Source organism: Pseudomonas sp. SWRI22 (assembly GCF_014268395.2).
GTDB classification, from domain to species: domain Bacteria; phylum Pseudomonadota; class Gammaproteobacteria; order Pseudomonadales; family Pseudomonadaceae; genus Aquipseudomonas; species Aquipseudomonas paracarnis.
Genome location: NZ_JABWQK020000001.1, coordinates 495,005 through 517,462 on the forward strand (window position 1 = coordinate 495,005; position 22,458 = coordinate 517,462).

Genomic DNA, 22,458 nt, shown 5'->3' on the forward strand with positions numbered 1-22,458 from the left:
CGTTCTTGTTCTGTAGGCGCACGTGTATCAATGCCGTGCGTGGCCCTTTGAGCGAGAGCGAAACACATGACGAAAAAGAACCTGGTGTATGTCTGGTCCCTGAGAAATGCCGCCGCCGACAAGGCGGGGCAGCCGGTGGCCTATAAAGACCACGAGCGCTATATGAAATCGGTGCTGGAGTTTCTGGTGGGCTCGCTCAACGACACGTCGCTGGGCGAGGCTTACAACCTCGTAGGCGTGGTGTATGACGACGATGAGCACAACCCGCGGGACCAGCAGTTGGTGGCGGACTACGGCTTCGCCTACCAGCCGGGTCGCCAGTGGCTGTACCCGGCGGACTTGCGTGTGCAGGGCACGTTGGTCAACGACCTGCTGCTCAGCGTGCCGTCGACCTATCGTCGCCTGCCACGAGGCAGCGCCGAACATGTCGCCGGCAAGCAGGATTTCGAGCGTCGCCTGCATGACACCCTGGTGGAGTTGAAGGCTGACATCGTGGTGCTGGATGGTTTGCTGGTGATCCTCGACGAACTGGTGCGCCCGGGTGCGACGTTTGCGCGGCGCATTATGAACATTCATCCGGGCATCACCCGTCTCGAGTCGCCTTACGAGCGCCGTGGGGCGTACGCCACCTGGAATGCGCTGTACGGCGCACGTGGGCAGGCGATTACCGACTGGGCAACCAAAGCGACTCAGGCGTGCGAGCCGTTGTATTGGACCGGTGCGTCATTCCACTACGTGGATAACGGCATCGACTCGGGAGAGGTGTTCCACGACGTGCTCAAGACCGAGATTTCGCCCGAGGACACCATCCTTGAGTTGCGCTGGAACAACTTCAACAACAGCCTGTTCCCGGCGCTGCATGAAGGCCTGGAGCTGTTGGCCAGACAAGGCTGAACATGCGGGCGCGAACCCTGTAGGAGCGAGCTTGCTCGCGAAAAACGTCAACGATGACGCGTGCTTCCTGAATACACGCGGCGTTTATGAGTTTTTCGCGAGCAAGAACTAGGCGTCCCCCTCGCTCCTACAAGGTATTAGAGCTCGCGCACGACCCGAAAGCCGATCCAGTCCCCGCGCGTCTGCGGGTAGATGTTGTTGCGATTGCCCGAGCGTGAAAACACCGGCGCCTCGCCCCAGTCATTGCCGCGAATCTGGTAGGCCTCGCAGTTGGGCTCCACCCAGGCGCTGCCATCAGTTGGCGCGCCGACGTAGTTCGGATGCTCGCAATCAGCCACCCGCTCATACACATTGCCGTGCATGTCATACATGCCAAAGGCATTCGGGGGGTAACTGCCCACGGGCGACGAATAGCTGTAGCCGTCCGCCGGGCCGTAGGTGTTGGCGTGCTGGGCGATGCTGTAGCCCTTGCCTTCGTCGAACGGGAAGGGGAACGGGCCGGTGGTGCCGGCGCGGGCGGCGTATTCACGCTGGGCTTCGCTGACCATCTGGTACGTGTGCCCGGTCTTCTTCGACAGCCAGCTCACGTACTGCTTGATGTCGTCCATGTCCATGCACACCGCCGGCTGCCGTGGCCCCTGGGGATAGCGCGGCTTGCTGGCGATGCATTCGCGGCCGGGGCGGTCGTCGCCATTGGCGATCTTGACCCCGGTCTGGCGCACGTAGCTGTCCCATTCGCCGGCGGTGACATGGAAGCGGCTCATGGCGAACGGCTTGGCGAAGGTCACCTCGTGCATCGGGCCTTCGTCAGGCTCGCGGCCCACTTCGTCGTCCGGCGTACCCATGGTGAAGGTGCCGGCGGGAAGCACCACCATTTCCGGGCAGTCCTTGCAGTCTTTGAAGACCTTGCCCGGTTGTGGGGCAGCGGCCTGGGCCAGGCCGGGCAGCAGGGCGCCGCACAGGGCGGTGAGTGCCAATGCGGTGAGCGGTTTGAGTCGGGATGGCATCATGGAGGCGTCTCGTTCAAAGGGAAAAGGGGTCATAACCGCTGGCTCAGCAGGGTCATGAAGCGCTGGATCTCATCGGAGTTGTTAAGCAGGCCCGGCGAGGTGCGAATCACCGGGCCAACGTCACGGTCCACCGCGTCCACCACCACGCGGTTTTTCATCAGGTAGGCCGCGACGGCATCGCTGTTCTGATCCTTGACCCGAAAGAAAGTGAATCCGGCTGACAGGTCGGGGCTGCGCGGTGTCACCAGTTCGATCTGCGGGTGGGCCAGCAGTTGGTCCTTGAGTTCGGTGTTGAGGGCATGGATGCGTGCCTGCACCGGCGCCTTGCCCAGTTGCAGGTGCAGCTTGAAGGCTTCGTCGGCGGCCCAGCGATGTTCGAAGGCGTGATAGCCGCCGGGCGTCATGGTCGTGGCGAAGTTTTTGTCTTCGGAGAAGGTCGGAATCATCGGTGTGACGTATTTGTTTTCGGTCTCGCGGGCGCATACCAGGCCGGTGCCGCGCGGGCCGAACATCCATTTGTGAGTGCCGGCGATGAAGAAGTCGCAGTGCATAGCGGGGAAGTCGAGGTCTTCCACGCCGAAGCCATGCACACCATCGACGATATAAAGCAGGCGGTCCGGCTCATCGCGGTTGCGGTTGTGTTCGTCCACCAGCTTGCCAATCTCACCGATGGGCAGTTTCACGCCGCTGCCGGACTGCACCCAGGTCATGCCCAGCACGCGGGTGTTGGGGCGAATGTTGCGTTGGATGTTGCCCAGCACTTCATCGGCCGAGACCTGATTGGGGTTTTTGAACAGGCGTATCTTACGAACCTGGGTTTGCTCCTTGCGTACCCGGAAGTCCAGGCTGAACGCGGTGGCGTAATGCTCATGCACCGTGGTCAGGATTTCCTGGTCGGCGCGCACCTTGATCCCGCCATAGATCATCGCCAGCCCTTCGGACGTGCTGCCGGTGAGGGCGATCTGCGCTGGCGTGGCGTTCAGGTAGCGGCCGGCCCACTCGCGTACCTGGCCCTCACGCTTCCAGGTTTCCTGCAGGTCCCAGTCCATGGCCAGGCCAGGGTTGCGGTCGATCTGTTGGCGGTAGCGTTCGATGGCCTCGCGCACGGGCCTGGGGTGCGAGGCCACCAGAAAGTTGGAAAAGTGCAGGTAATTGGGGTCTTGGTTGAACAGTTGCTTCAATCCCGTCCATGGGTCGTTCGTAACAGCGGCTACTGCCTGAGGCAGCAACGCGGTGCCCAGCGGCAGGCTCGCGGCAAAGACGCCGGCCTGCTTGAGAAATGTACGGCGGTCGGTCATGGACTTACTTCGTGGTGGTTAGCGATTGGCCAATGGCTTGGCGGCTTTTTGTACCTGGTCCCACACCCGCAGGAAGTTGCCTCCCCATAGCTTGGCGATATCGGCTTCGGAGTAGCCGCGCTGGATCAGTTCGGCAGTGACGTTGCGCACCTCGCCGACGTTCTCCCAGCCCTGGAGGCCGCCGCCGTCGTTGAAGTCCGAGGCAATGCCGACATGATCGATGCCGATCTTGCGCACGGTGTAGTCGATGGCGTCGCCCAGGTCCTTGAGGGTGGCCTTGGGTTCTTCCTCGAGAATGCCGTACAACGCGCTGGCGTACTGGCCGAAGCGTTGCTCGGGCCAGGCGGCAATGATTGCATCGCCGGGCATCAGGGCCATGGCCAGGTTGGGCAGTGGCGGCAGGTCGAAGCGTGCGCGCAAGGTATTGAGCTTGTCCTGGGTCGGCTGGCTCAAGGGACGCAGGTAGGCGGGGAAACCCACCACTTGCACCACGCCGCCGCTGTTCTTGATCAGTTGCAGCTCCTTGTCGCTGAGGTTGCGCGGGATGTCCACCGATGCCCGTGGCGCCGAGTGCGACGCCACCATCGGTGTGCGGCTCAACTGCGCGACTTGCTCCAGGGCCTTGGTCGACATCTGCGACACGTCGATGATCACCCCCAGGTCATTGAGGCGATGCACCGCTTGCTGGCCGATAGGCGACAGGCCCTCGAGGGCATCGGTGGAGTCATTGAAGAACGGCAGCGGGCGCGACGAGTCGGACCAGGCGTTATTGCCGATGTAGCTGAACCCGAACATGCGCATGCCGCGTGCGGCCCACAAGTCCAGCTGGTTCAGGTCATTGCCCAAGGGGTAGGCGTTGAGCATGCTGATAAAAATCGCGAACTTGCCTTCGCCGTGCAGGCGGCGCATATCGTCCGGTGTGTAGGCGATGCCCACCTGGTTGGGAAAGTCACGCACCATGCCGGAGATGATCTTGTAGCGCACTTCCTGCTCGTGCCGGGCCTCTTCGACAAAACCGTCGGTGGGCTTGTGCGGGGCGTTGGCGCCGTTCCAGATTTCCGGCCAGCCGAAGATCGTCAGCGCGGCGCCCGACAATCGGCCGCGGGTGGCCTTGGCCAGGTCGAACTGGCCAAGGCCATCCTTGTCGGCCTCGTTGCCCGCCGTGCCGAAATCCAGGGGCAGGGTGATGTGGCTGTCGAACGACAACAGGCGGTCCTGCATTTCATTGGCCTGCTTGATCACCTCCAGCGGGTAGCCGGCGTTGCCCTTGAACCACTGATCCCAGACCAGGAAACCAGCCCCGGCGCCGATAGCCAGGGCCAGCGGCAGGCCAATATACAGCGCCTTTTTCGAACGTGATTTTGTCATTGCCATCTCAGTCAGTTGAGGCCTTTGCTATCAGGGAAGAACGAGCGATGACGGGGGAAATTTAGGTGGCGGGGGCAGGGCGGTAAATTTCATCGGGTTGCAAACGTTCTAGCTCTGATCAAGCTGTTTCCTAAGGTAGCCAATGACAATCTCTCGACGTGGGTTCATCGCAGGCCTGGCGCTGACCGGTGCAGCCGTGCCCGCGGCCTTTTATGCCCATCGCGAGTTGACGCGGGAAGAAGAGTTTCCTATCACCCCCGGCGAAGCTACGGTCGACCTCGCTGACACCCAGGGCCAGCACCTGGCGAACACCCTGCGGGGCGTCTGGAGCCTGCGCCTGGAAGGCCGCGATGCGGGCCTTGCGGGCCTGCCGCTGCATGGCCTGGAGTTGCTGCTCGACATCGCCCCCCGTGGGCGTGGCCTGCGCGGTTACCTGGACACCGCCGAGCAGCTGCGCGCTGAAGGCGAGCCGCGCTACCGGGTCTTGGGTGATGTGCTGACGGGCGAGGGCGCCGTGCTCTATTGGCGCTTGATCGACCGCGATTCAGCCGGCGGCGTGCCGGCCTATGAATTCAAGATGACCCTGGATGAAGTCTGGGCCGATTTCGGCAATGCCGGCAGCGCCACCCTCAGCGGGCACATCCTCGACCTTGAGCGGCCCCTGGCGCTGACCGAACGCGACAACCGTTTTATCGCCCACAAACAACTGTTCCCCGAAGCCCGCCAGCGCATCGGCCTCAACCCTACCTTGCTGGCCTGGCTGATTTCTCCCGAGCACCGCCTGTTTCACCAACTGTGGCACGCCACCCGCGACCAATGGCACAAGCTCTCCGAAGAAAAACGCGAGGCCCTGCGCGGCATCGGCTGGCAACCGGGGCCCCGTGGTCAGGAACGCGACGCCCGCGGCAAGCGCAAGGACCGCAATGGTTCGGGCATCGACTTCTTCTTCATGCACCGCCACATGCTCGGCACCGCACGTTCCATGCAGGACTTGCCCTCCTGGCCGCAATTCCCCGAGCCGCAACCGCCGTTGGAGCGGGATCGCCCGGGCTTTGTGCGCTACTTCGACAACCACGACGGTTTCGCACTGCCGCCCTGTTGGTCAGCGCCAGATGACGCCGACTACACCCAGTGGGTCAGCGATATCAAGGCGGCCGAGACCTACCACAGCAACTTCCAGGTGTGGGAATCCCAATACCGCGACCCGCGCTACCTGGCCAAGTTGACCCTGGGCCAACTGGGCTCGGAAATGGAGCTGGGCCTGCATGATTGGCTGCATATGCGCTGGGCCTCGGTGCCCCGCGACCCGTCCAACGGCGCCCCGGTCCCCTTCGCCCGTGACCCCGCAGACTTTGCCGCACGTTGGTATGCGCCGGAGAACGACTTTCTGGGCGACCCGTTTTCATCCCATGTGAACCCGGTGTTCTGGCATTTCCACGGTTGGATCGATGACCGCATCGAAGACTGGTTTCGTGCCCACGAGCGCTTCAACCCAGGCGAGGTGAGCCGACTGGAAGTCAACGGCGTAGCCTGGTTTGCGCCAGGCCGCTGGGTGGAAATAGGTGACCCGTGGCTGGGCCCGGACACCCACGGCTGCAGCACCACGCCGGGGCTGCAACAGGGGCGCTCGATGGAAATGGACCCGGAGATCATGAAGCTGGCCCTGCGCATTACCTTCGGTGCCGATGAAGAGCTGCTCAAGGGGCTGTTCAAACGTGTGCCGCAGCGGCCATGGTATGCGCGGCATCTGAAACTCAAACGCGAGGCTTAGCAGGTTTTTTTAAACCTGCTCTTCCTCGCGCAATTGCGCACTCATCTCATCGCAACTGCGTGCCCAGTCGCTCAACCATTGCGGCATCGGCGGTGAGGTGTCGTCCAAGCCCAACTCGCGGATGAATTCGGCCGGGGGCAGTGTGCCTTTGGCGGATCGAAACAGCCCACGCATCACCACCACGCCGACCACCCGCCCATTGCTGACGAAGCGGTGCTCCATCAGGTTCCACTTGTGGTCCCAGCCGAGAATGCGGGTATGCACCTCGAATACCTCGAACAGCTTCAATTCCCGACGGAACTTGCCCCAGGTATCGCCGACTATCGGCATCGCCTTATGGCGCAGCGCCACGCGAAAGGCGCCGGTGCGCAGCACAAAATCCATGCGAGCCACATCGGCCAGGGTGAAATACCGGCCATTGGTGACATGCCGGTTCAGGTCCAGGTCCAGCGGCCAGACACGCATGCGCACCACCGTGGTAGCCAGGCCGTGAACCGGTTTGCGCCAGGGGCGGCGCAACAGCATGTGCAGTAATCGAAACCAGAGATTCATAAAAACGCCAGGCAGTTGATCAATGGCCGCACTGTACGGGGATGGGATCGGCTAAGGTAGATGCGTAAATGACTTATTACATGCGAAAAGTGCAAGCCGGAGTTTTTACATGCATGTCACCTTGCTCCTGGCGGATCAATGTTCCGCTGCCAGTGCCACCCTGGCCATGGAAATGCTCAGTGCGGCCAATCTGTTCGCTGAAAGCCCGCCGTTTGAGGTGATGCTCGCGTCTATAGACGGCCAGCCGGTGACAGCATGGGGCGGGCAGCGCCTGCAGGTGCAGGGTTCACTGGCGCAGATCGCGCACACGGACCTGGTGCTGATTCCCGGGTTTCTCTTTACCCTCAAGGAGGCTATGCCGACGTTTGCTGCCTACGGCCCCTGGTTGCGTGAGCAGCATGGGCAGGGCGCCGTGTTGGCTTCCATGTGCACGGCGGCCTTCATGCTGGCCGAGACCGGCTTATTGCACGGCTTGCGTGCGACGACTCACTGGGCATTTGCCGGGTTCTTCCGGCGTCGATATGCCCAGGTCAGCCTGGATGAGGGGCAGATCCTTTGCGAAGACAATCGCCTGATCACGTGCGGGGGCGCTACGGCGGCGATGGACTTGATGCTGCACCTGATCCGCCGTTTCGGCTCGCCGGAGCTGGCTCATACCTGCGGCAAGTACTTGCTGATCGATGCCGGCCGCACCGAGCAGTCGGCCTACGCGATGTGGTCGCTGCCCAAAAGCCACGGTGATGCGCAGATTTTGCGTGTGCAGCATTGGTTGGAGCAGCACTTTGCGCAGTCAATGGTGATCGATGAGGTGGCCCGGCGCTTTGGTTTTGGCGTGCGTAATTTCAAGCGGCGTTTCAAGGATGCCACTGGTTGTACGCCGATTGGCTACCTGCAAACCCTGCGCCTGGAACGAGCCAAGCAGATGCTGGAGTCAACACGCATGACCCTCGCCAGCATCACGTATGCCGTGGGCTATGAGGACAGCAACTCGTTTCGGCGTCTGTTCCAGCAACGGGTGGGGATGCTGCCGGCGGCGTATCGCAAGAAGTTCCTGGTTGCCCAGGGCGACGCCTATGTACCTGACGCACCGAGGTCCTGACCTGCCTTGATGCCGGTCAGGTAAGCAGGCGCGCTGCGCCGTGGACGTGTATCACTTTTTTGCGCGGGGATTGCTCTGTGCAACACCGTGCAGCAATAGCGCCTCAAACACCCGCTGTACCCGTGGTTCGTCGCTGTGGGCCACATTGAAGCGCATTGAGTCGCGGTGGGCCGGGTCGTAGCCGAAGAGCGCGCCAGGTGCCAGTACCATGCTGCGTTTCAGGGCTTCCTGGGCCAGGAGTTCGCCGTCCACGCCAGGCGGCAGGCGTGCCCAGATGAACATCCCGCCTTCATACGCCATGGGCAGTTCGCACCCGCAGCGCTTGAGCCATTGTTCGACGCGCCCACCGGCTTCCATCAGGCGCTGCACCATGCGTTTGCGCTGCTTGGCGTAACTGCCTTCGCTGAGCATGCGGTAGACGATCTGTTCGAACAGTTCCGAGGTGACGCCGCCGCTCATCAATTTCATGTTGGTCAGGTTGGCGGCCAGTTGCGGAGCGGCCACCACGTAGCTGACGCGAGTGTTGGCGCTCAGGATTTTCGAGAACCCCGACAGGTAGGTAACCTGGTCCAGCCCGGCGACGGCGGCCAGGCGTGGGGGAGGGTTGGGGTGCAGGTCGCCGTAGAGGTCGTCCTCGACGATGTGGCAGTGGTACTGCTGGGTCAGTTGCAACAGGCGAAACGCTTGGCTGGGGCTGAAGGAGTGGCCGGTGGGGTTGTGCAACACGCTGGTGGTCAGATACAGGCTGGGGCGGTGTTCGGCCAGCAGCTGTTCGAGGGCGCTGAAGTCAAAGCCGTCGGGGCGGCGTGCAATGGTGATGACTTTGACGCCGTGCAGCGCCAGGTTGGCGTGGAAGTTGAAGTAGCACGGCGCGTCGAGCAGCACCGTGTCGCCGGGGCGTGCGAGCAGGCGCATGAGCATGTCCAGGCCCTGCACAGTATTGGGTGTGGTGATGATCTGTTCCACCGGTACCGACAAGCCTTCGCCGTGCAGTTTCTGTTGCAGCGCCTGGCGCAACGGCAACAGCCCCGCCGGCGTGCCCAGCCCGGCGATACGCAGTGACGGCGCACGCACTACGCTGCGCATGGCTTGGCGGATCGCTTCGCCATTGAGCCAATCCTCCGGCAAGTGCCCGCCACCGGGGCGCAGTTCGCCACTGGCGGTGGCCAAGGGCCGGCGCAATACGCTGAGCAGGTCTTGGGGCAATAGGTCCACCCAGGTCGCCGAGGCAGGGCGGGTGCTGTCCATCGCCACGAAGTAGCCGCGGCCCTGGCTCGAGGTGAGCAGGTGGCGACCGCGCAGGCGGTCCAGTGCCTCATTGAGGGTGAACTTGCTGACGCCGAGGATCTGGGTCAGTTCACGCACGGATGGCAGTTTGCTGCCCGGTGCCCATTCGCCATTTTCGATGGCCTGGCTGAACGCCTCGACGATCTGCTGGACCTTGGGCGTGCCTTCTACGAAAGCGATGGCGGATACAAACATGACGCGTCCTTGTGTTTGCCGGTGCTTTTACCGGTGAAGTTAGGCCGGATTAGGCACCACTTTACCTGCCTTGCGCAATGCCACTCCCCTAGACTGCGCGGCATCTCGCCAGGAGATGGCGATATTTCCTACACCTGAGCAATGGATTTTGCATTTCCATGAAGACTTATATGTGCGCACCCTGCGGTTTTATGTACGTAGAAGAACTGGGTATTCCGGAGGACGGAATTCCCGCAGGCACCCCTTGGGAAGAGGTGCCTGAAGATTGGACATGCCCGGATTGCGGCGTGACCAAGGCCGATTTCATGGCCATCAATCTTCCTGAACGTCAATTCGCCTGACACTCCATCAACGAAAGGAATCGTCCCATGAACAGCAAACTGATCAACGCCACCGTCCCGTTCTGCACCGGTGTGGCCCACCAGAAATACCTGGGCGCCGAAAAGGGCCTGCAAACCGCCATCGAAGGTGACTGCACCCACTGGTACATCGACGGCAGCCTGTTCGGCGAAATGGTCGATGACTGGACCGAGGCGCGTATCGAGAGCCTGCAGGCGCAAATCGCGGCCACGGGGGTCAAGCCGGTTTTCCATGGCAACTTCAAGGCGCCGTTGGGCAGTGATGTCGAAGCCTTCCGTAGTGCGGCCGTGGAGTACGTCAAAAAAGAAATCGATATCGCCAGCCGCCTGGGCGCGCCGTTGATCATTCACGGTGGTTGCATCGTCGAGCCGAAAATGGTGCTGATGGCCAAGAAGGTTGCCCTGGAGCATTACCTCAAGTCGGTGCAGGAGCTGGCGCGCTATGCCGAGGCCAAGGGCACGGATATCTATTTGGAGAACCTGTCCAACTACGTTAACTATCGGCCGTTCCACTACATCTTTACCCATGAAGCCGAATACGCCTTTGTGTTCGAGCGCCTGCAAGCCCATAGCAATGTGTATTTCTTCCTCGATGCCGGCCACGCCAACATCGAGAACGGCCTGCCGGCAGAAGTGGTGCGCAAATACCACCACCTGATCAAGGGCATTTCCTTCAGCAACAACAACGGCGTGCAAGACCAGCACTTCGGTATCCATGACGGCAACTGCGATTACGCCGATGTGCTGCAGGCCATTGTCGAGACCAACTGGAAGGGGCTGGTCGCGTTTGAAACCCGCAACCAGACCGCCAAGGCTGCCCTGGCTGACCTGGCGGTGATGTACCGCGACTCCCTGACCACCGAAATCGCTGTCGCCTGATCGGCCGGGGGCGAGCGCTGGCCGCGTTCGCCCTGTTGCTGCTGTTTCTTTTTATTCAAGGTGCTGGCCATGACAAGTGCGTTAACCCTGTCTTCATTTCTCTACTTTCTGTTGTTTTGCGCCACCATGACCTTCAGCCCGGGCCCCATGACGTTGCTGTTGTTGAGCCTGGGCTTGAAGGACGGCCTGCGCAGTTCGATCCCGGCGCAGGTCGGCGCCAGTGTGTCGTACCTGATTTCGATCCTGATCTTTGCCGTCGGCTTCTCGGAATTGATCAAGGGCAACCTCGCCATTACCCAGACCATCCAGTTTGTCGGGGTGGCCTACATTCTTTACCTGGCCTACAAGCAGTGGACCAGCAGCGGCGTGTCGATCAACAACGCCGACAAGGTCGAGGGGGCGCGCAGCCTGTTTGGCAAAGGGCTGTTGACCGGGTTTTCCAACCCCAAGACCATCATCATGTTCAGCGCCGTGTTCCCGCAGTTTGCCGGCGCCGGTGAACACAGTTCGGCGGCGGACATCGCCATCCTTGGCCTGACCTTCCTGCTGCTGCAATTTGCCAGCGGCTGCCTGTATTGCTATTTCGGCCAGCGCATCAAACACGTGCTGGAAAACCCCAAGCGGCGGGTGTTGTTGCAGCGAATCACGGCGGTGTTGCTGCTGGGCGTCGCCTTGATGCTGGCGCGTGGGTTTTCGCACTGAAGTATTAGCCAATAAGCGGTAGTGGCGATTTGACGTCGCCCTGATAGACTCCAGGCATTCACCCAGGATCGCCCCCACCATGCCAGCCGTCGGAGGAAAAGGACTTCCGCTCGCTTTGCGCTTGTACAAATCTCGCGTGCTGGGGCTGACGCTCGGCTTTGTATGCGTGGCGTTCGGCATGTATCCGTTGAATCCGTCCCTGTGGGTGTGGGCCTGGATGCTGATCAATGCCTTTGCGTGGCCGCACCTGGCGTTTCAATGTTCGTTGCGCTCGGCCAATACCTTGCGCAGCGAACGCCGCAGCCTGCTGTTCGATTCCTTTTGCGGTGGGTTCTGGGTTGGCGCGATGCACTTCAACCCGCTGCCCAGCGTCACCACCCTGTCGATGATGAGCATGAATAACGTCGCCATTGGCGGGCCGCGCTTCCTGTTCGCGGGTTGGGTGGCGCAGGCGCTGGGGCTGGGCACCGCGTTGCTGCTGTTCACACCAGGATTTATCGCCGTGACCACCCAGGCCCAGCTGTATGCCTGCCTGCCGATCCTGATGCTGTATCCCCTGGCCCTGGGCTGGATCTGCTACCGCCAGGCCGTCACCTTGGCCCGCCACAAACGTGAACTGCTGGCCTTGAGCCGCACCGACAGCCTCTCTGGCCTGCTCAACCACGGCGCCTGGAAGGACCATCTGGACCTCGAATTTCAACGTTGCCGCCGTGGCCCGGGCGGTGCCGCCATCGCGTTGATCGACATCGACCACTTCAAGACCATCAACGACACCTACGGCCATGTGACCGGCGATATCGTCCTGCGCCAACTGAGCAAGGTGCTGCGCCAGAACCTGCGCACCAACGACCTGGCCGGGCGCTATGGCGGTGATGAGTTCTGCGTGATCCTGCCAGACATGCCCCTCAACCGTGCCACCGAGGTGATGGAGGCCTTGCGCGGTCGCTTCAACGCCTTGGCCTACGCCCAGGACCCGACACTGCGAGTGAGCCTGAGCATCGGCCTGGCGCCGTACCAGCCTAGCCACGCCGACTCCATCAGTTGGCTCAACGATGCCGACCAGGCGCTGTACGAAGCCAAGAGCAGCGGGCGCAACCGGGTCAGTTCGGTACAGGGCAGTTGGTTGCGGTCAGTTTAGTGGGGTAGGGTGGCGGGGCACCTTCCAACAAAAAACAAGGATCGGTCCATGCTCTTCACGTTCCCGCGTACCCTTTTGGCCGCTACCCTGGCCTTGTCTTTCAGCCTGCCGGCCTACAGCGCCGAGCCTCATAAACAGATCCAGCAACAGGCCGAACAATACAAGGCCGAAGCCTTGAAGCTGCTGGAGCGCCTGGTGAATATCGACTCGGGTTCAGGCTACGAGCCGGGCCTGACCCAAGTGCGCGATATCGCCGTGAATGAGTTGAAACAGTTGGGTTTCACCATCGAATTGGTGCCGGATAAAGCCGCCAACAATAGCCATGTGGTCGCCACCCTCAAAGGCACCGGCAAGGCCAAGATCCTGCTGATGGCCCATATGGACACCGTATTCAAGGAAGGCTCGGCTGCCGAGCGCCCCTTCCACATCAAGGACGGCCGCGCCTACGGCCCCGGCGTGATGGATGACAAGGGCGGCATCGTTGCGGGCATCTATGCGCTCAAGGTCCTCAAAAGCCAGGGCTTCAAGGATTACGCGCAGATCACCTTCCTGCTCGACGCCAGCGAAGAAACCGGCTCCGACGCCGCCTCCGAACTGATCCGCAACACTGCCAAAGGCCACGACGTGACCCTGAACCTGGAACCCGGCCGCCCCGCCGACGGCCTGGTGGTGTGGCGCAAAGGCAGCGCCACTGCGGTGGTCGAAGTCAAAGGCAAGGCCGCCCACGCCGGCGTCGCCCCGGAACTGGGACGCAACGCCGCCATGGAAGCCGCGCACCAGATCCTGCAACTGGGCAAGCTGGGCGATGAAGACAAGAAAACCACCATCAACTTCACCGTGTTCAAGTCCGGTGACCGCACCAACGTCATCCCTGACCAAGCCACCGCCAAGGCCGACGTGCGTGCGGCCTTGCCGGAAGAGTTCGACCGGATCGAGAAAGACCTGGCGCGGGTTTCAGCCAACAAGTTGATCCCGGAAACCGAAGTGAACACCAGCCTGCAGCGCGGCCTGCCACCGATGCCGCAGACAGCCGAGTCGGATAAGTTGGTAGCGATAGCCCAAGGGATTTATGGCGAACTGGGACGCAAGTTGACCATCGAAGGCAGCGGCGGCGCGGCGGATGCCAGCTTGTCCGCCGGTGTAGGCACGCCGACGCTGGATGGGTTTGGGATGGTGGGGGGCAATATTCACACGGCGGAGGAATATGCCGAGGTGGAGAGTGTGGTACCGCGGGTTTATTTGTTGAGTCGGATGATCATGGAGCTTTCCAAGCGCTGATCAGAACACTGGATGATCGAACGAAGCAGATTTGAATGGGGGAGGAATGCCCGTCCGGCAAACGCAGATCCCCTGTGGGAGCGGGCTTGCCCGCGAAGGCGGTGTGTCAGTCCCTGCATGTGTTACTGCACTACCGCTTTCGCAGGCAAGCCAGCTCCCACATTTGATCTTTGTTGATTTGAGCGTTTTGTTTGCTTGAGTAACTCGCATTGGGGCAGCCCCTCCGACATCGAGTACTGCGTTCAATGCGGAAGTCACCATGTGGAAGGGTCTTCGAGACTGGCTTTTTGAAGGTCGTCTTTCCAGACCTCGTTGGCCAGTCGATAAATGTCCGCAAAGAAACCTCGGGGGTCGTCTATTTCTGTTTCGTCCCAAGCCATTGTTATGTACTCATCATAATCGCTTTCAAATTCTTTCGAAAAGTCGAAGTCGGGTTTGTCTAGCACATCTCTAAGTGCAGCCATTAATACGAAGCGATGTCTGTATGACAAATACATAAGGTCCTTCAGAACAAAAGAAATTATGATTTTTTCTCTGTCTTTCTCATTGTTAGGGTCGTACTTCCATAGTTCTTTTCCAACTGTATCCTCAAGGTCGTATATCGATAAGGCTCCCAATATATGAGAGATATTAGGGGTGTAAGGGGTGTTCATGAATGGGCACTTCAGCATTGTCTGCTCACTTTGGGAATGCGGTAAATGGCCGAGTCGGATTGTTTCTATCAAATCTGATCTCTGCTCTGTCCATATTTTCAATGTACTTAGGGTCGTTTAAGTTTCGGTGGTTAGGCTTGTAGCCTCGTCCGGCTCCGGGTAGCTCGACTATAACCACAGGGTTACCCCTTCTATCAAAACCTGTAGGAAGTGGTGAATCGCCCTGCATCCTGCCCATGGCTTTATTTATAGCGTTAAGCTGCATCACCCAGGTTTTAAATTGAGAGCTGGAATTGATAGCTTCTCTCTCCCCAGTGGTCGGATTTGTTCCATCAATAGATCGTTGCCTTAAAGCGTTATCTGGTATCTCTGGGCTATGCTTTTCAACCGAATGCATATCATATTCCTGCTCCCAACCCAGCACTTTTCGTTTTGCATTTGCCTCTGCCAGTTCATCTATTCTCGCCTGTCGCTGAGTACGCCCCAGTTGAGGTAAAGCGGGCGCGCCTTCATTTACACTAGGCTTCGGAAGAATAGGAGGAGCGTTAGGCTTGCATTGGTCCCCTGGGCAGGTACTTAATCCTAATGGATCCACCCACCCTGTAGGGTTTGGCACGTACTGGTACCCATTGATCCCACCCGCCAACTTCACCGGATCCGGCGTCAGATAGCGACCAATATCCGGATTGTAGTAGCGATGGCGGTTGTAGTGCAGTCCGCTTTCCGCATCGAAATACTGCCCTTGAAAGCGCAGCGGGTTGTCAATGTTGCCTACGTCGAGCCGGGCGATCTGGCCGTAGGCGCGGTAGTGGGCGGACCAGACGATTTCGCCCTCGTGGCTGGTCAGTTCCTGCGGGGTGCCGAGGTGGTCGAGTTGGTAGTGGTAGGGCTTGGTTTCTTTTGGGCCGAAACCTTCCAACAGGGCCAAGGGGCGGAAGCTGTCGGGTTCGTAGAGATAGCTGCGATGGCGCTCTGCGTGATGTTCGGCAATCAGCTTGTCGCCTTGCCAGAAAAACTCGGTGGTCTTGCCGTCTACGGTCTTGCTGATGCGCCGCCCAAACGGGTCATAGCGATAGCTGGCGGTTTCGCCGTTCGGTCTTGTGATGCTGATTAACCGATGCTGGCAGTCGTAGCGGTACTCAGTGACAAGTTGCTGGCCTTTGCCGCGTCGTTCGCGGATGAGGTTGCCGAAGGCGTCGTAGTCATAGTGCCGGTCGCCCTGGATCATCAGGCGGTTGGCCGCGACGATGTCCGGGCCGGGGCGGTCTTGCATCAGCAGGTTGCCGGCCGGGTTGTGGGCGAAGCGTTCCTGTACGTCCTGGGAGTGGTCGGCGCGGGTCAGGCGATTAAGCGGGTCGTAGCGGTAAAAGTGTTCGCCTTTGCGAGTGTCGAGCAGGCGGGTGAGGTTGCCGCTTTTGTCGTAGTCGTATTGGCGTTGGTAGAGGTAGTTTTGCTGCTGCGTAACGGCGTGGGCGTGCAGACGATTCTGGTCGTCGTAGTGGTAGTGGCTGAGCAGTTGGCCTTGCTGGCGCTGATGCTCGCGGCCGCTCTTGAACAGATGTGAGGTGAGCACTTCACCGTTGAGTTCGACGGTAGCGAGGTGGCCGCCTTTATCGTGGGTGAAGGTGAGGCGGTTGTTGTCCGGCAGACACAGGTTTTTCAGTTGCCCGCAGGCGTCGTAGCCGTAGCGCAGGGTGCCCCAGCCCTGGTGTTCGGCGGTGAGGCGGTTTTGGCGGTCGTATTCGTAGGCCAACGCCCAGTGGCCGTCCTCGACGCTGAGGAGGTTGCCCTGGCGGTCGTAGGCATAGTCGACAACGCTGGCATCGGGCAAGGTTTTTCGGACGAGGCGACCGGCGTGGTCGCGCTCGTATCGGGTGATTAGCTGACTGTTATCGTCGCCGTATTCAGTTTTTTCCTGCAGGTTGCCGTTGAGGTCGTAGACGTAGGCGGTGCGCTGGCCGTCGAAGCCGGTTTCCTGGCGGATCAGGCCGTTGGGGTGGTAGTCGAGTTGGTAGGTTTCGCCGGCTTCGTTTTCGATCTCGGTGAGCAATAGCCGAGCGTTGTCGTAGCGGTACTTGACCTGGGTGCCGTCGGCGTTGAGACGGCGGCTGATCAGGTGCAGGCCGTCGACGTATTCATAACGGGTGACGTGGCCGAGTTCGTCGCGTTCGGCGATGATTTTGCCGTAGGGGTTGTAGCTGAACTCCCTACAACCACCGCCTGGCTGGGTCAGTTTCAGCAAGCGTCCTGCGGCGTCCCACTGATACTGGATTAGTGCGCCATGCTCATCCTCACAGGCAACTTGTCGCCCCAGATCGTCATAGCGATAACGCTTGATTCCACCATTGGGCAATTGCTCCTCAAGCAACTGCCCACGTTCGTTCCACACCAGTCGATGGCAACTGTGATCCGGGTACCAAACTCCAGTCAGTTGCCCGTGCTTGTTGTAGCTGTAGTCAGTAACCTCTCCATCGGGATCGGTCCTACGCGTAACATCGCCCTGGTCATTACGCTCATACTTCCAGACCGCCTCCCCACGCCTGACAACTCGTACAAAACCGTTGTCATGCTCGTAGGACGTTGGCTCATCATCCCCCGGAAACAGCGCGACCAAGCGTCCGGCATCGTCGTACTGATAGGCCGTCACCGCGCCCATCGGGTCTTGCTCGACGGTCAGCCGGCCCTGGTCGTCGTAGGATTTAAAGTGCGTGGCGCCGTCCGGATCAATCCTCTGCACCAGCCGCGCCCGCTGGTCATGGACATACACCTCCTGGCTACCATCGGCGTTATGCACCGTGACACGCCCGTCATCGCCCCAGGCATAGCGCGTGTCCATCTGCGAAAAACTCGCCCAATGCCGCACGCAGCGCGCCGCCTTGCCCGCGTGTTCCCATTCCCAAAAGAAACTCGCGCCACCGGCCAGTTGGCGTTCAAGAATGACGTGCTGATCGTCGTACCGATAACGCTCGCTTTCCCCGACAGCATTGGTCGCGCAAACCAGTCGTCCGTGTTCGTCATAGGCGTAGGAAACAAGGTTCTGTTCGGTCTCCCACACGTAGGGCTCACGCCCTTTGGCGCGATGAACCTGGTAGTCCACCGCGACGATGCGGTCCAGCTCATAGTGCAGTAGTAGGGAACGACCAGCACCGTTATCCAGCCGCCCAATCCGTCCTGAGCGATCACGGCAAATGCGCAGACGGTTGTCATACGCATCGCTGATGGTTGTCAGCACACCGTCGCGAAAGTGGTAGAAACGCGAGGCTTGGGCCAGTACCAGTTCGTCAGGCGCCGAACCCAAGTAGATCGCCGCTTCCGCCAGGCTATTGGTGATCGCAGGTCGAGCGGCGGTCGGCAAGGGAAACTGAGTACGGCGATTCTCATGGTCAGTCCACACCACCAAATCGCCCGACACCACCAGCCGATGAGCCAGCGCATGACTCCAGCCAAACCCCAACCCACACTCGACTTCCACCGCACTGGTGCGGTACAGCCGCGTCCACTCAAACGGCAAGATTCCATCCAGCGCACCATCGGTGAGGGTCAGCAATTCCTCGCCGGTGACCATCGACACCGGACAACCGTGGGTGACGGTTTTATCCGCAGGCGCCGCCGCATCCCCCTTCGGGTTCGACGCCACAGCCGGCACATCATCCACACGCTCTTTCTGCGTCAGCACTACGTTCTGCCGCGCTCGCCAGCGCATCTGCACCGTGCCTTGCTTCAGCCCTCCCACCACCCCGCGAACCGCCACCGCTTTGTAGCGGTCCACCGCCCGCATGAACGTTGTGAGGATCGTCAGCACACCGGTCACGAAACCCACGGCTGACTGAAGAATCCCTGCGCCGTACTTGACCAGGCGCATACTCAAATACGCTACGCCCGCTGCCGGCAGCGCGATGGTCAACACCACGCCAATCACCAGGTCAATCAGCAGCGATACCATAAAACCGGCGGCCGCTTGCGCAACTTCACTAGGCGGTAACGCCTCCAGCCAGATCATGGCGGTGCGCAGTAACAGGTACAGCGCCGCCTCATCACTGGCCAGCAACATCGCCTGTTCCATGACCTTGGGCGCATCGGTGGCGATTTGTGCCAACTTCGCCGCCTCGCTACCCAGGTGCTCGACGTACTTGAGCGGGTCTTCAAGAATCGCCTGCACCTGCTTGATGCTGTCCCACACGTCACGGATCGCTGCCCAACTGCCGGCGAGCACGCCGTTGCCTATTGCGCTGGCGGGGGATTGCTGCCAATGCGGCTTGAAGCCTTGCCACTGCTCGCGCAGCCATTGCTCCAGATCCGCAGTCAGCCCGGCATAGGAAGCAAACAAGGCATCGACTTGCTGCGCTGAAACACCGCTCTGAACCCTTACCTGATAGCGCCCGCCGGCGGCGCATTCGTGGAAACCGTCGCCGTGCTCGTCGAGCAGGATGACCCTGGAGCTGCCGTCATCCAGCCCGATCACTTCAACCGGAATATTGCCGATCGCCACGTCGTACGCTGACTCGAACCTGCTCTGGATCTTCAGCACACCCCCTGCCGGACAGCGGGCCACGGTGGAAAAGTCCGCATCGCCAAGACCGACCGACTGCTGTGCATCCCCAACCCGCAACACCCGATCCATACCCAGCAACGAAGGCATGTCCGCTGCATGACTGACCGTATCCAGCGCACGCGAATACCAGGCGCCCATCTGCTGGCGGTACTCCACCAGGCTCTGATGGAAACCATCCAGCTCGTGTTCGATAAAGGTAATTTTGGCTGCTTGGGTCATCCGCAGCGGCTCCCCACGAGGGGCGGCCAGGTAACCAAGGCACTAACAGGAAAAACCATCTGCAATCCCTCGCACTGTTTGATCAGTCGAGGGACTTTGCAGCGGTGGAAAGCGGAGGGGAGTAGAGCTTATCCGGCAGTTACGTGGGACGTTTCAGCAACTTTGTCGCGCAGTACCAGGCTGCACAGCGCCGGCAGAAACAACAGCGTCAACACCGTGCCCACCAGCACACCGCCAATCAGCACATAAGCCAGCGACGACCAGAACACAGACAACGTCAACGGAATAAACGCCAACGCCGCCGCCAGTGCCGTAAGGATCACCGGCCGCGCGCGCCGCACCGTGGCTTCGATAATGGCCTCGCGAATCGCCATGCCGTGGTCCTGGTTCTGGCGGATCTGGTCGGTGAAGATCAGCGTATTGCGCATCAGAATGCCGCCGATGCCAATCAGACCCAGGATCGCGTTGAAGCCGAACGGCTGGTTGAACAGCAGCAAGGTCGGCACTGCACCAATCAGGCCCAAAGGCGCGGTAGCGAACACCATGAACATCACGCCGAACGAGCGCACCTGGAACATGATCACCGTGAGAGTGAGCAGGATCATGATCGGAAACAGCGCCGCCAGGGCCACGTTGGCCTTGGCGCTTTCCTCAACCGGGCCGCCGATGTCGATTTTGTAACCGCTGGGCAGCTTGGCGATCAGCGGTTGCAGGTCTTTGTACACCGCCATTTCGACATCGGGCGGTTGTACGCCGTCGATGATGTCGGCGCGTACCTCCACGGTGGTGGCGCGGTCGCGGCGCTTGAGGATCGGTTCTTCCATCACCGCCTGAAAATGCCCGACCTGGGCCAGCGGCACCGACGTACCGGCGCTGTTGGTCAGCGTCATGTTGTTGAGGTTGGCCAGGTCTTCGCGTTGGCTGCCTTGGGCGCGGGCCACCACTGAGACGGTGCGGTTGCCTTCGCGAACTTCGGTGATCGGGTTGCCGCTGAGCAGGGCGTTGAGTTGGGACTTGACCTCGTCGGGGGTAAAACCCAGCAAGCGCAAGCGATCCTGGTCCAGCACCAGGCGATAACCGCTGGCACGCTCGCCCCATTCGAGGAAGGTGTCTCTGGTCAGCGTGTTGCCGGCCACGACCTGACGCACGTCTTCAGACAGCCCGCGCAGCACATTCAGGTCGGGCCCCGAGACGCGAAACACCACCGGGAACGGCACCGGCGGGCCGAAGACGAGCTGCGTGACCCGTACCCGCGCCGACGGAAATTCGCCTGCTGCAATGCGTTCACGCATCCGCAGTTTCAGCGCGTCGCGGGCGTGGGAGTCCGGGGTTTGCACGATCAACTTGGCGAACGCCGGGTCCGGCATTTCAGGGTTCAACGACAGGAAGAACCGCGGTGCACCGCCGCCCACATAGGTGTCGACCATACTGGTCTGCGGCTCTTGCAACAGCGCCTTCTCCAACTGCGCCGCCACGGCTTCGGTGCTTTTGAACGCGCTGCCGGGTGGCATATACACTTCCAGAATCAGTTCTGAGCGGTCGGAATCCGGGAAGAACTGTTTCTTCACCACCGCCATACCCAGGCCGCACACCACGAACGCGGCCACCACCAGCCCGGTCACCAGCCAGCGCCCGCGCACGCAGGCCTCCACCAGGCTGCGCAGTTTCTGGTAGTAGCGCCCGGCATAAATCGCATCATGCCCGCCGGGCACTGGCTTGATCTGCGGCAACAACTTCACGCCCAGGTAAGGCGTGAACACCACGGCCACCAGCCAGGATGAAATCAGGGCGAAACCCACGATCCAGAAGATATTCCCGGCGTATTCACCCGCCCCGGAACGCGCAAACCCAACCGGCAGAAAACCGATGATGGTGACCAGGGTGCCGGTCAGCATCGGCGCCGCTGTTGAGCTCCAGGCGTAGGTGGCCGCGTGGATGCGGTCAAAGCCTTCTTCGAGTTTGACCACCATCATCTCGATGGCAATGATCGCGTCGTCCACCAACAGGCCCAGGGAAATAATCAATGCGCCGAGGGTCACGCGGTCGAATTCACGGCCGGTGACCAGCATGATCACGAACACGATCGACAGCGTAAGCGGCACGGCCGCCGCCACCACCAGCCCCACGCGAAAGCCCAGGGCCAATAGGCTGATCAGCATCACCACCGCCAGGGCGACGAAGAATTTGAGCATGAACTCATTCACCGCCAGGCTGATGTTTTTCGCCTGGTCGGAGACCTTGGCGAAATTCACGCCCAGGGGCAGGTCGGCCTGGATCCGCGCTTCTTCGGCTTGCAGGCTCTTGTCCAGTTCCAGGCCGTTCCAGTGCTTCTCCATGATCACGCCCAGCATCAACGCCGGGTCGCCCTGATGGCGGATGCGATAACTGGGCGGGTCTTCATAACCCCGGCTCACGGTGGCCACATCGGCGATGCGCAATACGCGGCCATTGACTTGCAGGGGCACGTTTTCGATCAGCGCGAGGCTGTTGAACGCGCCGTCGATGCGGATATAAGCGCGGGCGCCCGCCGTTTCGACGAAGCCTGAGGGCGCCACGGCATTTTGTGCGGCGAGGGCGGCGAAGATCTGTTCGGGCCTGATGCCCAGGGTCGCCAGGCGCTCATAGGAGAACTCGACAAACACGCGCTGGGCCTGCTCGCCAAGGATATTGACCTTCTTCACCCCTGGCAGGTTGAGCAAACCCTGGCGCAGCTCCTCGGCCATTTGCACTTGTTGGCGATGGGGCAGGTGTTCGGCTTCCAGTGCGTACAACGCAAAGTACACGTCGGAATATTCATCGTTGAAAAACGGCCCGATCACGCCCTTGGGCAGGCGCGTGGCTTCGTCGCTGAGTTTTTTGCGGGTCTGGTAGAACAGCTCCTGAATCTCGCTCGGGCGCGTGGACTCCAGGAAGGTCATGCGCATCGACACAAAGCCTGGCTGGGCGATGGTCTCGACGCGATCGTAGTAGTCCAGTTCCTGCAGGCGCTTTTCCAGGCGGTCGGCTACTTGCTCCTGCATCTCCTGGGCGGTGGCGCCGGGCCAGGCGGCGGTGATGGTCATGACCTTGACGGTAAACGAAGGGTCTTCTGCGCGCCCCAGCTTGCCGAACGCGAAGACCCCGGCAACGAGGATCGCAATCAGCAAGAACAAGGTGACGGCGCGGTGCTTGACGGCCAGTTCGGAGAGGTTGATCCCGCGCATA

Annotated in this window: 16 protein-coding genes; 8 read left to right on the forward strand and 8 right to left on the reverse strand. The window is 60.8% G+C overall.

Translation table 11 applies throughout. The features are described from left to right. Positions 1-66 precede the first annotated feature (66 nt). Positions 67-894, forward strand: a complete 828-nt coding sequence (locus HU730_RS02095) for a formyltransferase family protein (RefSeq protein ID WP_186527771.1) — start codon at positions 67-69, stop codon at positions 892-894. A gap of 137 nt (positions 895-1,031) precedes the next feature. On the opposite strand, the gene HU730_RS02100 is transcribed toward HU730_RS02095, so the two are convergent. The 3 genes from HU730_RS02100 to pvdM are packed head-to-tail and all read right to left on the reverse strand — an operon-like array spanning position 1,032 to position 4,570. After that, positions 1,032-1,904 (reverse strand): formylglycine-generating enzyme family protein, encoded by an 873-nt coding sequence (locus HU730_RS02100; RefSeq protein ID WP_034127738.1) that lies wholly within the window; start codon positions 1,902-1,904, stop codon positions 1,032-1,034. A 29-nt stretch (positions 1,905-1,933) separates the two neighbouring features. Continuing rightward, complete coding sequence (locus HU730_RS02105; protein WP_072448869.1) at positions 1,934-3,202, reverse strand: aminotransferase class V-fold PLP-dependent enzyme; 1,269 nt, start codon at positions 3,200-3,202, stop codon at positions 1,934-1,936. 18 nt (positions 3,203-3,220) lie between these two features. Then, the gene (gene pvdM, locus HU730_RS02110) at positions 3,221-4,570 is read right to left on the reverse strand and encodes a pyoverdine-tailoring dipeptidase-like protein PvdM (protein WP_186527770.1); all 1,350 of its coding nucleotides are present in this window, start codon (positions 4,568-4,570) and stop codon (positions 3,221-3,223) included. A gap of 142 nt (positions 4,571-4,712) precedes the next feature. Between pvdM and HU730_RS02115 the strand changes: the two genes are divergently transcribed. Further along, on the forward strand, positions 4,713-6,341 hold the full coding sequence (locus HU730_RS02115) for a hypothetical protein (RefSeq protein ID WP_054897061.1): 1,629 nt from the start codon (positions 4,713-4,715) through the stop codon (positions 6,339-6,341). Positions 6,342-6,350: 9 nt separating this feature from the next. Here HU730_RS02115 and HU730_RS02120 read toward each other — a convergent pair whose 3' ends face one another. After that, complete coding sequence (locus HU730_RS02120) at positions 6,351-6,893, reverse strand: thioesterase family protein (protein ID WP_054897062.1); 543 nt, start codon at positions 6,891-6,893, stop codon at positions 6,351-6,353. Between the two features lie 109 nt (positions 6,894-7,002). On the opposite strand from HU730_RS02120, the gene HU730_RS02125 reads away from it, so the two are divergent. Next, entirely contained in the window at positions 7,003-7,992 is a 990-nt protein-coding gene (locus tag HU730_RS02125; protein ID WP_096144707.1) for a helix-turn-helix domain-containing protein, read from the forward strand. Between the two features lie 51 nt (positions 7,993-8,043). Here HU730_RS02125 and HU730_RS02130 read toward each other — a convergent pair whose 3' ends face one another. Continuing rightward, a complete protein-coding gene (locus tag HU730_RS02130) occupies positions 8,044-9,474 on the reverse strand; it encodes a PLP-dependent aminotransferase family protein (protein ID WP_034127733.1) in 1,431 nt (476 codons plus the stop codon). Positions 9,475-9,632: 158 nt separating this feature from the next. Here HU730_RS02130 and HU730_RS02135 point away from each other — a divergent pair, with 158 nt between their 5' ends. The 5 genes from HU730_RS02135 to HU730_RS02155 all read left to right on the forward strand — a co-directional run bounded on the left by HU730_RS02135 (position 9,633) and on the right by HU730_RS02155 (position 13,830). Further along, positions 9,633-9,815: a rubredoxin gene (locus tag HU730_RS02135; RefSeq protein ID WP_014718115.1), complete on the forward strand. Its 183-nt coding sequence runs from the start codon at positions 9,633-9,635 to the stop codon at positions 9,813-9,815. A gap of 27 nt (positions 9,816-9,842) precedes the next feature. Next, positions 9,843-10,712 carry a sugar phosphate isomerase/epimerase family protein gene (locus tag HU730_RS02140; RefSeq protein WP_034127732.1) on the forward strand — a complete coding sequence of 290 codons (870 nt, stop codon included), beginning with the start codon at positions 9,843-9,845 and terminating at the stop codon, positions 10,710-10,712. 69 nt (positions 10,713-10,781) lie between these two features. Then, positions 10,782-11,414, forward strand: coding sequence for a LysE family translocator (locus tag HU730_RS02145; RefSeq protein WP_034127731.1), 633 nt, complete (start codon positions 10,782-10,784; stop codon positions 11,412-11,414). Positions 11,415-11,493: 79 nt separating this feature from the next. Further along, positions 11,494-12,552: a diguanylate cyclase gene (locus HU730_RS02150; RefSeq protein WP_060764775.1), complete on the forward strand. Its 1,059-nt coding sequence runs from the start codon at positions 11,494-11,496 to the stop codon at positions 12,550-12,552. A 48-nt stretch (positions 12,553-12,600) separates the two neighbouring features. Next, the gene (locus HU730_RS02155) at positions 12,601-13,830 is read left to right on the forward strand and encodes a M20/M25/M40 family metallo-hydrolase (RefSeq protein WP_186527769.1); all 1,230 of its coding nucleotides are present in this window, start codon (positions 12,601-12,603) and stop codon (positions 13,828-13,830) included. A 254-nt stretch (positions 13,831-14,084) separates the two neighbouring features. Here HU730_RS02155 and HU730_RS02160 read toward each other — a convergent pair whose 3' ends face one another. From HU730_RS02160 to HU730_RS02170, 3 genes are all read right to left on the reverse strand, one after another. Further along, entirely contained in the window at positions 14,085-14,501 is a 417-nt protein-coding gene (locus HU730_RS02160) for a hypothetical protein (protein WP_054897067.1), read from the reverse strand. Positions 14,502-14,508: 7 nt separating this feature from the next. Then, positions 14,509-19,254 (reverse strand): RHS repeat-associated core domain-containing protein, encoded by a 4,746-nt coding sequence (locus tag HU730_RS02165; RefSeq protein WP_217862433.1) that lies wholly within the window; start codon positions 19,252-19,254, stop codon positions 14,509-14,511. A 128-nt stretch (positions 19,255-19,382) separates the two neighbouring features. Beyond that, the gene (locus tag HU730_RS02170; protein ID WP_186526874.1) at positions 19,383-22,457 is read right to left on the reverse strand and encodes an efflux RND transporter permease subunit; all 3,075 of its coding nucleotides are present in this window, start codon (positions 22,455-22,457) and stop codon (positions 19,383-19,385) included. Position 22,458 lies beyond the last annotated feature (1 nt).

Coding starts and splice junctions, on each gene's coding strand:
- HU730_RS02095 (WP_186527771.1), top strand. CDS start 67: ATGACGAAAAAGAACCTGGTGTATGTCTGGTCCCTGAGAAATGCCGCC.
- HU730_RS02100 (WP_034127738.1), bottom strand. CDS start 1,904: ATGATGCCATCCCGACTCAAACCGCTCACCGCATTGGCACTCACCGCC.
- HU730_RS02105 (WP_072448869.1), bottom strand. CDS start 3,202: ATGACCGACCGCCGTACATTTCTCAAGCAGGCCGGCGTCTTTGCCGCG.
- pvdM (WP_186527770.1), bottom strand. CDS start 4,570: ATGACAAAATCACGTTCGAAAAAGGCGCTGTATATTGGCCTGCCGCTG.
- HU730_RS02115 (WP_054897061.1), top strand. CDS start 4,713: ATGACAATCTCTCGACGTGGGTTCATCGCAGGCCTGGCGCTGACCGGT.
- HU730_RS02120 (WP_054897062.1), bottom strand. CDS start 6,893: ATGAATCTCTGGTTTCGATTACTGCACATGCTGTTGCGCCGCCCCTGG.
- HU730_RS02125 (WP_096144707.1), top strand. CDS start 7,003: ATGCATGTCACCTTGCTCCTGGCGGATCAATGTTCCGCTGCCAGTGCC.
- HU730_RS02130 (WP_034127733.1), bottom strand. CDS start 9,474: ATGTTTGTATCCGCCATCGCTTTCGTAGAAGGCACGCCCAAGGTCCAG.
- HU730_RS02135 (WP_014718115.1), top strand. CDS start 9,633: ATGAAGACTTATATGTGCGCACCCTGCGGTTTTATGTACGTAGAAGAA.
- HU730_RS02140 (WP_034127732.1), top strand. CDS start 9,843: ATGAACAGCAAACTGATCAACGCCACCGTCCCGTTCTGCACCGGTGTG.
- HU730_RS02145 (WP_034127731.1), top strand. CDS start 10,782: ATGACAAGTGCGTTAACCCTGTCTTCATTTCTCTACTTTCTGTTGTTT.
- HU730_RS02150 (WP_060764775.1), top strand. CDS start 11,494: ATGCCAGCCGTCGGAGGAAAAGGACTTCCGCTCGCTTTGCGCTTGTAC.
- HU730_RS02155 (WP_186527769.1), top strand. CDS start 12,601: ATGCTCTTCACGTTCCCGCGTACCCTTTTGGCCGCTACCCTGGCCTTG.
- HU730_RS02160 (WP_054897067.1), bottom strand. CDS start 14,501: ATGCTGAAGTGCCCATTCATGAACACCCCTTACACCCCTAATATCTCT.
- HU730_RS02165 (WP_217862433.1), bottom strand. CDS start 19,254: ATGACCCAAGCAGCCAAAATTACCTTTATCGAACACGAGCTGGATGGT.
- HU730_RS02170 (WP_186526874.1), bottom strand. CDS start 22,457: ATGCGCGGGATCAACCTCTCCGAACTGGCCGTCAAGCACCGCGCCGTC.